We start from the raw sequence: 13,244 nt of genomic DNA, 5'->3' as shown, positions 1-13,244 counted from the left end.
AAGCGGAGACCCCCATGTTTTATTCACCTTGGTACTTCCTGCTGCTGCTCGTCGTTCCTTTAATTGCGTGGCGATTATTTGCTCCGCGTCGGCGAAGTGCTGTACGTTTCAGCAGTTTGAAAATTGCTCAACAGATGAAGCCGACGTTGCGTCAGCGCTTGACCTGGTTACCGGGTGCACTCACGCTTGCAGCCATCATTGTGCTGATTATCGCGATTGCTCGTCCGCGTGAAGGTCGTGAACAAACAATCGCGGAGAGTGAAGGGATCGCGATTGAAATGGTTGTGGATCGCAGTGGCAGTATGCAGGCGATGGATTTTCAAATCGCTGGCGAACATGTCGATCGATTAACCGCAATCAAGAAAGTCGCGGGAGATTTCGTTACCGGAGATGATAGCAAAAATCTCGACGGTCGCTTCAGCGACCTTGTCGGGCTGATCACATTCGCAGGCTATGCAGATGGCGAAACGCCTCCAACTCTCGATCATGCGTTTCTGGTTTCACAACTCAATAATGCCCGGATTGTGACTCATCGAAGCGAAGATGGAACCGCTATTGGAGATGCTATTTCGCTCGCAGTTGAGAAACTTAACGCTCTCGATGCAAGGCAAAAACAGAAGGTGCAGAGCAAGGTCATCATCCTGCTCACGGATGGAGAAAATAATGCGGGAGAATTGGACCCGATTCAAGCTGCCGAACTTGCAGCGACGTTGGGCATCAAAATTTACACGATTGGCGTCGGCACAAAAGGCGAAGCCCCCGTCCCGGTGACGGATGCGTTTGGTCGTCAACACGTCCAGTGGATGCCGGTGAATATCGACGAAGAGACACTGACAAAAGTCGCTGAGATCACGCATGGCAAATACTTTCGAGCAACAGACACCGATTCGCTGGCGAAAATTTATGGCGAGATTGACTTACTCGAAAAGACAAAAGTCGAGGCCAAACACTTCGTCGATTATCGCGAACTTGCGGTGCAGTCCTATGTCGGGGCAGTCTCGTTTCCGCCGCTCCTCATGATTGCGTTCATCTTGCTGGCAGCTCGCTTCATCTTTCAACAAACCTGGTTAAGAGAACTGACCAATTGACCCGTAGCAGAGACTGATTCAACGCACACACTTCAAAGAGAAATCTCATGGACATGCAATTCGGAAACCCTGACAACTTCTATCTGCTCGGAGTCGTCGTGCTCTGTCTCTGTCTCACAGCGTGGGCGATCGCAGCTCGACGTCGCGCGGCAATGCGGTTCGCAACGCCGACACTAAGTCAGCGTATCCTGCCAGCTGGAAGCACCGTCAAGCATTGGGTTTCAGCGATTTTAGTCTGCTCCAGTCTCGCTTTGATGGCGATTGCATTGACGGACATTCGCTGGGGAAAGACCTGGCGTGATGTTCCGCAAAAAGGAATTGAGGTGATGTTTGTCCTCGACGTGTCAAGAAGCATGTTAGCGGAAGATGCCTCCCCCAACCGACTCGCACGTGCCAAGCAGCAGATCAAGGATATGGTCGATGAAATGGCCGGCGATCGGGTTGGACTCGTCGCCTTCGCTGGCGAATCACGTCAATCGGTCCCGCTCACGAGTCATTATGAAGACTTCAAACAGACCCTGGACTCCGTCGGTCCTCACACTGTTCGCAGTGGAGGTTCACGTCTAGGAGACGCGATTACGGCCGCTGCGAATGGGTTTCTCAGCAAGACGAACGAACACAAAGCAATGATCATTTTCACCGATGGAGAGGATCAGGAGAGTCAACCGGTTGAGGTCGCTGAGGATATCTATGCGGACAAAGGGATTCGCATCTTCACCGTCGGTTTAGGCGATATGGACCAGGGGGCACGAGTCCCCGACACGGACGGCGGTCGCGGTGGTTACGTGCAATACAACGGTCAACAAGTCTGGTCGAAGATGAATGGACAGGTCCTGCAGCAGATCGCGGAGAAAACAGATGGAGCATATATCCCCGCTGGGACAAGACGGGTCAATATGGCAGATGTCTATCACAATTACATAGCAAACGTCGAACAAGGTGAATTTGAGACCGCGAAGGTCAATTCCTACGTGGCGAGGTATCAATGGTTCGCAGTTCCTGCTTTGGTCCTGTTATTGCTAGAGGTTATGTGGTCAACGAGAGCCACCAAAGTGAACTCAGACCGAGATCACACCACGATGAAGCGAAAAGCTCAACGAACGAATCGAGAGAAACAACATGTGGTCAGAACCGCAGGTTAGGATTCCTGCCCTGTTGTCCAAGACACGACAGGTCGAAAGCCTCTCCCACGGATTAAGGAATCGAACCATGAAATGTAGAAATATTTATAGAGTTGTGTTTGCGTTGCTCATCGGTGCAATTGCATCACCTGTCATCGCAGAAACTTCAGTTGAAGTGACGGCCTCGAAACGCATTAACTTTGCAAATGAGTTAGTGCGGGAAGGGAAATATGATGAAGCAATCGCAAGCTATCAGGAAATTCAGCCGACAGCTGAGATTCAGGATGAGCTGAATTATAACGTCGCGGTCGCTCAGTATCGCAAGGGTGATCTTGAAGCCGCAAAAGCTTTGTTTACAGCGGCATCTGCGTCCCCGCAAAGTTCTCTTGCGTCCGCAGCCCGCTACAACCTTGGGAATTGTTTCTATGCACAGGCAGTTGCGAGTGCAGAGCAGGACAAGCCAGCCGCGATTGAAGCATTGCTGCAAGCCATCGAAAACTACCGTGGTGCTCTCACTGGAAATTCAAACCTGACTGAAGCCCGAGCGAATATTGAACTCGCTGTAGAACTTCTCAAGAAATTGGAACAGGAACAAGAGGAAGAAAAACAGCAACAGCAAGAGCAGCAGCAGAACCAAGATCAGCAACAAGAAAATCAAGAACAGCAAAATCAAGAACAACAAGAGAATCAAAAAAACCAGAAGAAGGAACAAAATTCAGATTCAGAACAGGAGCAACAGGATCAGGACGCTGGCCAGGAAAAGAAAGATCAAGAGCAACCAGGCAAAGAATCAAAAGACGAGCAGTCACAAAAAGATCAAGATTCTCAACAGCAAGAGGAGCAAGCTGATTCTGAACAGAAATCTAAGCAGGAATCCAAAGAGAAATCTGACCAGAACAAAGAGGGGCAACCAGACGAGTCTCAAAACGAAACTGGCAAACAAGAGAACCAACGACAGTCGGATCAGCAACCATCCACGAATCAGCAGCAGAAGCCGCAACAACAATCTGCAGAAGAACAAGCCATGGATGAACAAGCTGCAGAGGAGCCAGGAAATGAGGAAGAGCAAGCGGTTCCGACTGGTGAATTGAAAGCAGCTGGTGAACAAGATTCCAAAGAGAAGCCGAACGGGCAAAATGGGATTGCTGATCCGAATATGAAAGAGGGGCTGATGTCGAAAGAAGAAGCGCTCAAGATGCTGCAAGCGGTCCGTGATCGTGACATGCTGCGACGTCTTCGTAAGGAGCAAGTGGAACGACGTCAACGTATCCCGACCGCACGCGATTGGTAATTCACCCGCAAGTTAAAATGAATTCGAAACGTATAGTTAGGTCAGTCTGATGAAAACTTTAATATCCGCAATTGCATTGTCTGCACTTTTGACAACCGTCGCGTCGGCGGCGAGTGTCGATGCGCGGCTCTCATCACGCGAAGCATACGTCGGCAGTCCAGTCGTTCTGCAGCTTTCGATCTCGAACGCTGCAGATTACGAACAGCCGAAGATCCCGCAGATCGACGGTTGTGATATCCGTTCGGCTGGCTCTCCGTCACAGAGTTCACAGATCACGATCATCAATGGTCGTCGCAGCGAGAGTCGTAGCGTGACTATGCAGTACCTGATCACGCCACGGCGAGAAGGGAGTTTCACTGTTCCCGCGTTAACGGTGAAAGTCGATGGAAAGCAAGTCTCGACCGAGCCGCTACGTTTCGTAGCAACGAAAAGCGAAACAGTTGACTTACTGTTTGCGGAAATCGAAGGGGGCAAGCAAAAAGTGTTTGTTGGGGAACCGCTTGACATGAAATTGAAGGTCTGGATCAAACCGTATCGGGATGCAGAGTCCGGCTTGACGTTGAGCGAAGGAGATATGTGGAACATGATTTCGGACTCCACTGCTTGGGGCGGGTTTTCTGATCGAGTTCAGGAACTGGCTGAGAACAATCAACGTCCCGGTGGGCAAGAAGTGTTGCGAGATGACGGAACCGGAAATGAACGCAGCTACTACTTGTACGAAATTAACGCCACCGTGTATCCCAAACGAGCGGGAAAGATTGACGCGGATGATGTGCAGATTGTCGTGAATTATCCGACCGCCCTGGGCAGGTCGCGTTCACCGTTTGATGATTTCTTCAACGACAGTCCATTCGGCGGACGTTCACCGATTTCGCGGATGATGAATGATGATCTCTTTGGTTCTCCGTTCGGAAATCGTCTCTCGGTGACTCAATCACGTCCGATTGTCGGCGAGGTCAGCGTCGATTCCACAAACGTGTTGCCCGTTCCAACAGAGGGACGTCCCGACGATTACCGAGGTGCGGTGGGAAGTTATCAGATCGTCACACGGGCGACACCGATAACTGTTGATGCCGGTGATCCGATCACGCTGGACATTGGGATCAAAGGAACCGGACCAATGGAACTCGTGCAGGCCCCACCGCTGTTTGAACTTCCTGAATTAACAAAGGACTTCAAAGTGGCTGATGAATCGCTCGCTGGTTTTGTTCAGGACGATACAAAATTATTCTCGACAACGATCCGTCCTCGTCGCGAAGGGATCACTGAAATCCCTGGCATTCGGTTCAGCTTCTTTAATCCTGAAACCGAAAAATATCAAACAGTGACCAGCGAACCAATCACGATTACGGTCAATAAATCGGAAACATTGGCTCTCGATGCGATCGTCGGTCATACCCGTAAAACCGACAGGAATCTCAGTGAGGCCCCCATCGCGGAGAGCTTGCCGGACCTCAAAAATCACAACGATGCAAGTCTCCTTTTCTCGCAACCTCGACAAGATCAAGCATACTGGTGGTGGGCGTTTCTCGTAGCGCCACCGCTGGTCTGGATCGGAGCGATTTTGGCCACGTACCGCATGGCGATTTACAATCGATTACCAAGTTTTAAATCTGCGAAAACCAGATGTCTGCAAGGGATCGACAATGCCACAGATCGCAATGAGATCAGCAAGTCGCTCACCACTTTCATCTTTCGGCGTTGCCGCAGACGACCGAGTCAGGATATGGATTTCGCTGACGACCAAGGTCTTTCGTCAAATGCGACCGAAGCGGTCGGTGTCTTGCGAATCGCGGGGTTGTATCAAGTTGCAGGAGAAGTTGAGTCATTCCTGTCGAAGAGTCATGCGAATGATCATGAATCACATGAAACATCCGTGGCGAGAGCGAAAGTGCTTATCGAAGAGATCGACACTGCCCTTCAAGACAATCAGAAAACGCGGGTCAAACCGAGTAAGCCACGTTCAAAGAAACCTGCCCTTCAACGGTCGCTTGGAGCGATGTTGGTGATAGCGTTATTGACGTTTTCGGGGAGTGTCTCAGCCGCAGAAACAGTGGATTTGTCAGCGATGCAACAGCAGACGCTTCTAGCCGAAGCAGACGAAGCATACTCGCAAGGGTTGCTTAAGTCGGAAACCGATTCCGCTGATGCAAAGGAGTTGTTCACCACCGCAACTCAGAAATATCAATTGCTGGTAGAGAGTGGGATTCAGAATGCCGACTTGTATGTAAATCTTGGCAACGCCTACCTGCAAACCGGTCAACTGGGATACGCGATTGCCAATTATGAAAAAGCAATACAGCTTGATGCAGGAAATGCTCAAGCCATTCAGAACCTGAAATTCGCGTACTCAAAAGTTGAACAGCCACAAGCTAAGTCCTCAGTCAGTGTGGGATACCTCCGAGCGGCGAACGATGCGATGATCGATTTCATTGGTGGGCGAACTCTCTTTTTGGTGCTTGCAGTTTCGTCAGTCCTCTTTTGGGGAGTCCTCACCCTTCGCCTCTTGCTCCCCACGTTATCGACTTGGAAGTGGGCAACCGCACCGCTGTTGATCCTGCTACTATCAATGACTTCATTCGCACTCACACAGTCCAACCCGCAGCCGACCTGGAATGCTGTGATTGTCGCAGACACCGCCAGCCTGCACGCTGCGGATGGTGATCAGTTTGATGAAGTTGTCAGAGTCGCCGATGCCCAAGGCCATCGAGTCGAGTTAATCACCAGTCGTGGCGAATGGAGTCAAATTAAAACTGCTGACGATCACATCGGATGGGTTCGTTCAGATGCGATTGAATTCGTTAAAACGTCATCCTGAGCTAATAGAATCTGCGTCTTTAAGAAATCAGCATTAGACGCTTAGAAAAACTCGCCGATTGTCACTGTGCTGCACATTTGGGATTCATGAAGGTGGCTGTGAGCTTCATCACAGCCGCCTTCAGTTACATCGTTAGAACAGTTTGCCCTACCGTATGCCCGTGAAGAACGCATCTCTCTATTAAAAATGCTGTTCGCCACGAGACAGATTCTGCAAACCAATTCGAAAGATGCTCTGGTGAGATCCATGCGCTGAAGGTTAATAAACAACTGGCATGTGGTTCCTGTCTTCTTTTACGCTGTTCTCACTTTGCTGAATTTCTTCTCTCAATTACACATTTCAATCCTTGGAAGCTTACTATTGATCCTGAAGTCGAATGTGATATTCAACAGCATGAACAGGCGAAACATGACTTAAGTAATTCAGGTAAGTGTCTTAGGAGTTTTCGTTATGACGCCAGAACAAGCTCCAGGCGCACCGGGGATCGCTCCTCGCTGGACTTCGAGTGCAAAGGATGGAATTGGGACAGCTTACCACACGAGTTCACGCGTTTGGTTTACGTTGAGTCACGGGATCTTGAATGAGATTTACTATCCACATGTCGATTCACCGAACACGCGAGACTTGCAGTTCTTGCTAACAGACGGAGAAACATTCTTTCACGAAGAGAAGCGAGACTTGTTGCATCATTGTGAAAGACCTGATCCGGATGCCATGTTCTATCGGTTAACGAACAGTGATCCTGATGGAAGGTATCGTGTTATCAAGGAGATCATTTGCGAGCCTCATTCCTCGGTCGTGCTGCAATCGGTCAAGGTTGAAATTGTAGACGAATCCCTAAAAGACAAGTTGCAACTCTTTGTCTTACTTGCCCCGCACATTAAGAACACCGGGGGAAACAATACCGCCTTGTTGTGTGAATTTGCGGGCCAGCATTTCCTCCGCGCAGAACGCGAAGATGTCCATCTTGTCCTTGGTTGCGACACCGACTTTATTCGTCGCAGTGTCGGCTTCGTTGGTGTTAGCGATGGCTGGCGAGATATCAAAGACAATCTCCAGATGAACTGGCAGTTCACAGAGGCCAGTAATGGTAACGTGGCGATGACTGCACAAGTCGATTTGTCTCGTAGATTAGAATTTGTGATTGGCGTCAGTCTGGGAGATTCTCATCAAAGTGCTGCGACCGCTCTGCTGCAAGCATTTGCTGGTTCGTTTGCAGATCAGCGCGCAAAGTTCATTGCACAATGGAAGCGGACGCAACAGAGAAAACTGTCTGAAGATACTGAAACGAATTCGTTGGTCCGTCTGAGTCAACATGTCCTGATGGCACATGAGGACAAACAGTTTTCTGGAGCGACTGTCGCATCGATGAGCATCCCCTGGGGAGAAACGAAAGATGACAGCGATGCCGGCGGATATCATCTCGTTTGGGCGCGAGACATGGTGCAAACTACCACTGCGTTGCTGGCGTGTGGGGAGAAAGAATCTCCGTTGCGAGCACTCGTTTGGCTAGCAAGTATCCAAGGAAAAGATGGAGGCATGCCACAAAACAGTTCCATTGACGGAACGTCCTATTGGCACGGTGTACAGCTTGACGAAGTCGCTGCTCCGGTGATTCTTGCCTGGCGATTGAAGGCGGCTGATGCCTTGTGTGAATTTGATCCGACGACGCTGATTCGTCGAGCAGTGCACTACTTGATTCTCAACGGACCTGTCACGGGTCAGGAACGTTGGGAGGAGAACTCTGGATATTCGCCGTCAACACTGGCAACGATCATCTCTGCAATTGTGTGTGCTGCGGATTTCGCGAATGCAGCAGGTGAGACGAAAGAAGCGAGGTTTCTACTTGAACATGCCGATTGGATGGTCGCCTCTCTTGAAAAGTGGACCGTGACCAATTGTGGAGAATTGCTAGACGGAAAACCGCGCCACTTTATTCGCCTGACGCCACAAGCCTCGCATCCCGGTCCAGCCCATCTCAACCCAGACAGCGCCATGATTCAAATTGGGAATGGTGGTGGGGAACATCCCGCTCGAAACATTGTGGATGCAGGCTTCTTGCAACTCGTGCGTATGGGGATTATCGCCTGGGATCATCCTTTGGTGATTGACTCCCTCGCTGTGGTTGATGCAGTGCTCAAACGTGAACTCCCGCAGGGGCCATGTTGGCGACGCTACAATTTTGATGGTTATGGACAGCATCCCGATGGCAGCGCGTTCGACGGAACGGGGGAAGGTCGTGTCTGGCCTTTGTTAACTGGAGAACGTGGACATTACGAGGTTGCAGCGGGGCGCGATGTAACGCCCTACATCAAAGCCATGGAGGGTTTTGCCAGTGACGGAGGGCTACTTGCGGAGCAATTGTGGGATGCCGACGACATTCCAGGAAAATGCATGTTTTTCGGAAAACCTGCCGGTTCAGCCATGCCGCTCTGCTGGGCGCATGCGGAATACATTTCTCTGGTTCGAAGTCAGAAAGATGGTATTTGTTTTGATCGCGTCGAAACTGTCTATCAACGTTATGCCAACGGTGATCCATCAAGCCACATTGAAGTCTGGACATTCGCACATCAGCTCACCAAAATTCCTTCTGGCAAGCTGTTAAGGATTGTTTGCGATCTGGCAGCCGTGATTCGCTGGAGCTCCGATAACTGGAGCACTGAGGAGTTTTCTCCACTTCAAGCGAATGGACTGGGACTGTTTTACGTCGACTTACCTACGGATTCGCTAAGCGCGCATAGTGAAGTGAGTTTCACGTTTCACAGGCAATCAGAGGAACGCTGGGAAGAGACCACTTACACTGTCGAGATCACAGAAGCGTTGCCCTGATCAACCCATTGCTAAAATGCTTTGCGAGTTCTGCTAAAGCAAATCCATATCTGCCGACCGCTCAACTTGCTTTACGTGAAGGCTAGAGCAAAGGGAGCTAGATCGAAAAAACGCAGCATTTCATTTGTCTAACAGCAATTGTCCAGCCAGATCAAAATGTCGTCGCAACCACTCCTCGCGATAATTTCAGAGTGGTCACTTAACGGCCAAAGTCTGGGCCTCGTATGATTTGTTGGTAAAGCTTTGCCAGTTTTGCTTGAGCCTCCGCTCGACGCTGCTGATGTTCTTTTTCATCTCTGTTTGTAGGGGTGAGGTGTTGCATCGCAGCGATCTGCCTGGGCATCGAATGATAACATTTTGGGACGGGAGCGATCGTCACGTACTCCTGATTTTTAATCCTGAAAATTCAGCGCGACCTGACATTTGATGCACTATGCATGCCAACTCATTTTTCCCACGGATTTAATCTACCATTGATGGAGTTACACTGAAATCAGGTTGGGGCTTTCTGCCCCGCTGAGGGATTTTGCCCCTGACCTGACAGCACGGATCTCTCACTTTCCGCATGATTGACTCACTGCGGTCAACTCGATTCCTTATGGCATGACCTATGCAGTAAACTCAATCCAATGGTCCAACCACTTAAAGATCTGTTCCGCGCCAAGATATTTTAAATCATGAAACTAGCTGCCAAACTGATTTTGATCTTTCTGCTGGGAGTGTTCGCGATTGTGTCACTGTTCGCTTGGCAGACGATTCGTCGACAGCATGCCTGGGAAGCACAACGGCGAAGTGCTCATGCGGGAGACATTGCTGCAACATTAGCCCCGACCATTCAGCAGGCTTATGAAACGGGTGGTACGATTACAATTCAGCAAGCGGTCGAAGTCTCAACGCGACAACTGAACGGTCCGGAAGTTCACTGGATGAATGATCAGGAGAATATTCCACATCAAACAGAAACGACTTCACGGCAATCCGCCAGCATCTCGATCACGGACGCTAAAGGGAATCGAAAAGCATACTCATATGTCCCGATCAACTTGGACGATGAGACTTCTGGAACGGTCGTCGTCTCGGAAGCACTGAATGAGCAAGACGACTTCATGCGAGGCTCGGTATTGACCTCCATGTTTTCATTGCTGGTCGTTGCAGTCTTCTCGGGAGTTGTGATCTTCTTCGGAGGGGTTCAACTGGTAGGAAAACCACTGAATCGTTTGATCGCACAAGTCAATCAGATTGGCGATGGGCAACTTGATCAACCGCCGGTACTGGAAAGTCGCGACGAATTTGGTCGACTCGCGAGTGCAATCAGTGAGATGAGCCATCGAATTAGTCAACAGCGAGATACGATTAGACATACTGATCGGCTCGGTACGATTGGAACACTTGCTGCAGGAATGGCACATGAACTCGGGACGCCGCTGAACGTGGTTTCAGGTCGGGCAGGTTTGATTAAGAGCGGAAAGTTGTCCGCTGAGGAAGTTGTTGCAAGTGCGGAAACGATTCAGTCGGAAGCGGAACGGATGACGAAAATTATCCGACAACTCCTCGATTTCGCCAGACAGAAACCATCAACTCACGCTTTGATCGGTCTCAATGATGTCGTCGAGCGAACCTGTGAATTGATGCGCCCCCTCGCTGCGAAGTCAAACGTTGATATCATCGCAGATTTGCCGAACGAAACGATTCAAATTGCCGGAGATGCTTCCCAAATTCAGCAAGTGCTTACGAATTTGATCACCAACGCCATCGCAGCCATCTCCGATTCTGGAAGTGTCACTGTCTCATTGGCGGACTTGCCTGATCAGCGGTGTCAAATCGAAGTTTCAGACACAGGAACTGGAATCGATACCGCTGACATTAATCATGTCTTTGAGCCTTTCTATACGACGAAAGATGTCGGTGAAGGAACCGGCCTCGGATTGTCCATCGCCTACGGTATCGTGCGCGAACACGGAGGCAATCTGCGAGTCCAAAGCAGTCCCAGTGATGGCACGACTTTCACGATAAGTTTCCCAAGCCAAACATGTCAGTCATGAATAACACTTCACCAAATCCTCAAGTGATGATCGTCGATGATGAACGCAATATGTGCGAACTTATCGAAACCGATCTGCGATTGCGCGGGATCAGCAGTTGCTGGTATACCTCGGTGCCAGAGGCGCTCGAAGCGATTCATCAATACAACTTCGACGCCATACTCACAGACGTGCGGATGCCCGGCACGACCGGTTTGCAATTCTGTCAACAGCTCTCGCAAACTCGACCCGATATCCCGGTCGTTGTGATGACTGCCTTCGGAACATTGGAAACTGCCGTCAGTGCGATGCGATCAGGAGCTTATGATTTCATCACGAAGCCGATCGAGATGGATCTGCTTTCGATAACACTTCAGCGAGCAATACAACATCGCCAATTGACGGAACAGGTTCAACTCCTGGAATCTCATCACACAAGTGCCTCCGCGTTTGGTGAGATACTCGGCCAAAGTCCACCCATGCGTAAGCTGTACGATCAACTGACACAAGTCGCAGCTTCAGACGCCGCGGTCTTAATCACCGGTGAAAGCGGAACAGGCAAGGAGCTTGTCGCCCGATCGATCCACTCAAAAAGTCGTCGTGCAGAGCAACCATTTATCGCAATCAACTGTGCGGCATTGAATGAGACGCTCTTAGAAAGCGAGCTGTTTGGTCATGTCAAAGGGGCATTTACCGATGCGAAAGGTGAACGCAAAGGTCTGTTCGTAGAAGCGAATGGCGGCACATTGCTGCTGGATGAAATGGGCGAAATGCCGGTTTCTATGCAAGTCAAACTGCTTAGAGCCTTGGAAGAACGAAAAGTTCGCCCCGTTGGCAGCGACAAAGAAACAGCATTCGACGTTCGAGTTTTGACTGCCACAAATCGTGATTTAGAGACAGCTGTTTCGGAAGGACGTTTTCGTGAAGACTTGTACTATCGCATCAATGTGATCGGAATCGAACTTCCAGCATTGCGATCCCGAGGAACCGACGTACTTTACCTGGCAGATCATTTTCTGAAACAATTTGCCGCCAACGAAAGCAAGCCGATTTCAGGCATGGCGGATGGAGTCGCTGAGAAGTTGCTGAGTTATTCATGGCCAGGGAATGTGCGTGAACTGCGAAACGTCATGGAGAGGGCTGTCGCACTGACACGCTATGACAAAATTACCGTTGAAGATCTCCCTGAAAAGATTCGTAACTTCAAAAGTGGTACCATTTTCATCGGCGGTCTCGACCCGACCGAACTCGTGTCGATGGAAGAGATTGAACGCCGCTACATCTCTCACGTTTTAGAAGCGGTCAACAACAACCAAACTCAAGCAGCCCGCATCCTCGGCCTCGACCGAAAAACGATCTATCGCAAATTGAAGCTCGCAGAGGCTTCATCCTGAGATCCTGTTAAGTTGACACTGGTTCAGAGTTTGTTTCCTGCTTTAAGATATCAATCAACTCACCAGGGAAATTCTTTAACATGGTTTCCGACTGGTACGCAGGGCGTGAATCAGATCGTAAGCGATCTTTGCAGGGTTAACTAGCGCGTCTTTCGGATTGGTGTCAGATTCTGCCTCGTGGCGAACAGCTTTTTTACTAGAGAAATGCGTTCTTCACGGGCACACGGTAGAGCAAACTGCTCTAAGCAATTCTCTCGTGGTCTTTTCGATTGTTCTTCCAGACCAGTCCAGCATGTAGTAACAGACCGGCACCCCAGCCAGCGAGTGGCCAGTAGAACCAGAGATGATCAGGGTTACGGATCAGATTCAGTGCGGTGAGACCTGAATTGACTGCAATGTAAACGATGCAATGCGTACGCAGTTTCTGAATCCGTACTTGTGGGGTGCGGTTATTCATTGAATCAAACTCAATAAATCGTGCGATGGAAGAGGTTGCCTGACTGGAATTAAAATTGAACGCGCCGGTGAAACAAAATAACGACCGACGTACTCAACGATACTGACCAGCACCTCAAGGACGTGATCCCTTCGTGTGGATCAGTCTCGATGTCTTGAATTGTGCAGATGACGTGCCAAAGAAACATGAAGAAGTCTTGGAAACCCAATAGCTCATGTCATTTTC

The 13,244-nt window shown here is 49.9% G+C and carries 8 protein-coding genes; 7 read left to right on the top strand and 1 reads right to left on the bottom strand.

Going from position 1 to position 13,244, the window contains the following annotated elements; all coding sequences use genetic code 11:
• Window positions 1–14 precede the first annotated feature (14 nt).
• The 7 genes from ACN0YR_RS02255 to ACN0YR_RS02225 all read left to right on the top strand — a co-directional run bounded on the left by ACN0YR_RS02255 (window position 15) and on the right by ACN0YR_RS02225 (window position 12,562).
• Window positions 15–1,088: a vWA domain-containing protein gene (locus ACN0YR_RS02255; RefSeq protein WP_417847580.1), complete on the top strand. Its 1,074-nt coding sequence runs from the start codon at window positions 15–17 to the stop codon at window positions 1,086–1,088.
• Window positions 1,089–1,135: 47 nt separating this feature from the next.
• On the top strand, window positions 1,136–2,230 hold the full coding sequence (locus ACN0YR_RS02250; protein WP_417847579.1) for a vWA domain-containing protein: 1,095 nt from the start codon (window positions 1,136–1,138) through the stop codon (window positions 2,228–2,230).
• 67 nt (window positions 2,231–2,297) lie between these two features.
• Complete coding sequence (locus ACN0YR_RS02245) at window positions 2,298–3,500, top strand: hypothetical protein (protein WP_417847578.1); 1,203 nt, start codon at window positions 2,298–2,300, stop codon at window positions 3,498–3,500.
• A gap of 49 nt (window positions 3,501–3,549) precedes the next feature.
• Window positions 3,550–6,318 (top strand): BatD family protein, encoded by a 2,769-nt coding sequence (locus ACN0YR_RS02240; protein ID WP_417847577.1) that lies wholly within the window; start codon window positions 3,550–3,552, stop codon window positions 6,316–6,318.
• A gap of 450 nt (window positions 6,319–6,768) precedes the next feature.
• Entirely contained in the window at window positions 6,769–9,147 is a 2,379-nt protein-coding gene (locus ACN0YR_RS02235) for a glycoside hydrolase family 15 protein (RefSeq protein WP_417847576.1), read from the top strand.
• A 677-nt stretch (window positions 9,148–9,824) separates the two neighbouring features.
• Entirely contained in the window at window positions 9,825–11,189 is a 1,365-nt protein-coding gene (locus tag ACN0YR_RS02230) for a sensor histidine kinase (RefSeq protein ID WP_417847575.1), read from the top strand.
• Window positions 11,186–12,562: a sigma-54-dependent transcriptional regulator gene (locus ACN0YR_RS02225; protein ID WP_417847574.1), complete on the top strand. Its 1,377-nt coding sequence runs from the start codon at window positions 11,186–11,188 to the stop codon at window positions 12,560–12,562. Before ACN0YR_RS02230 ends, ACN0YR_RS02225 begins: the two co-directional genes overlap by 4 nt.
• A gap of 241 nt (window positions 12,563–12,803) precedes the next feature.
• Here ACN0YR_RS02225 and ACN0YR_RS02220 read toward each other — a convergent pair whose 3' ends face one another.
• Window positions 12,804–13,019, bottom strand: a complete 216-nt coding sequence (locus ACN0YR_RS02220; RefSeq protein WP_417847573.1) for a 2TM domain-containing protein — start codon at window positions 13,017–13,019, stop codon at window positions 12,804–12,806.
• Between the last annotated feature and the right edge of the window lie 225 nt (window positions 13,020–13,244).

Source organism: Thalassoglobus sp., from assembly GCF_048270125.1.
Classification (GTDB): Bacteria; Planctomycetota; Planctomycetia; order Planctomycetales; family Planctomycetaceae; genus Thalassoglobus.
Note: the sequence above shows the minus strand (reverse complement) of the source record. Positions and strands in the feature narration are given on the sequence as shown.

Bases quoted from the DNA above. Each gene is read 5' to 3' on its own strand.
- ACN0YR_RS02255 (WP_417847580.1), top strand. From the start codon at position 15: ATGTTTTATTCACCTTGGTACTTCCTGCTGCTGCTCGTCGTTCCTTTA.
- ACN0YR_RS02250 (WP_417847579.1), top strand. From the start codon at position 1,136: ATGGACATGCAATTCGGAAACCCTGACAACTTCTATCTGCTCGGAGTC.
- ACN0YR_RS02245 (WP_417847578.1), top strand. From the start codon at position 2,298: ATGAAATGTAGAAATATTTATAGAGTTGTGTTTGCGTTGCTCATCGGT.
- ACN0YR_RS02240 (WP_417847577.1), top strand. From the start codon at position 3,550: ATGAAAACTTTAATATCCGCAATTGCATTGTCTGCACTTTTGACAACC.
- ACN0YR_RS02235 (WP_417847576.1), top strand. From the start codon at position 6,769: ATGACGCCAGAACAAGCTCCAGGCGCACCGGGGATCGCTCCTCGCTGG.
- ACN0YR_RS02230 (WP_417847575.1), top strand. From the start codon at position 9,825: ATGAAACTAGCTGCCAAACTGATTTTGATCTTTCTGCTGGGAGTGTTC.
- ACN0YR_RS02225 (WP_417847574.1), top strand. From the start codon at position 11,186: ATGAATAACACTTCACCAAATCCTCAAGTGATGATCGTCGATGATGAA.
- ACN0YR_RS02220 (WP_417847573.1), bottom strand. From the start codon at position 13,019: ATGAATAACCGCACCCCACAAGTACGGATTCAGAAACTGCGTACGCAT.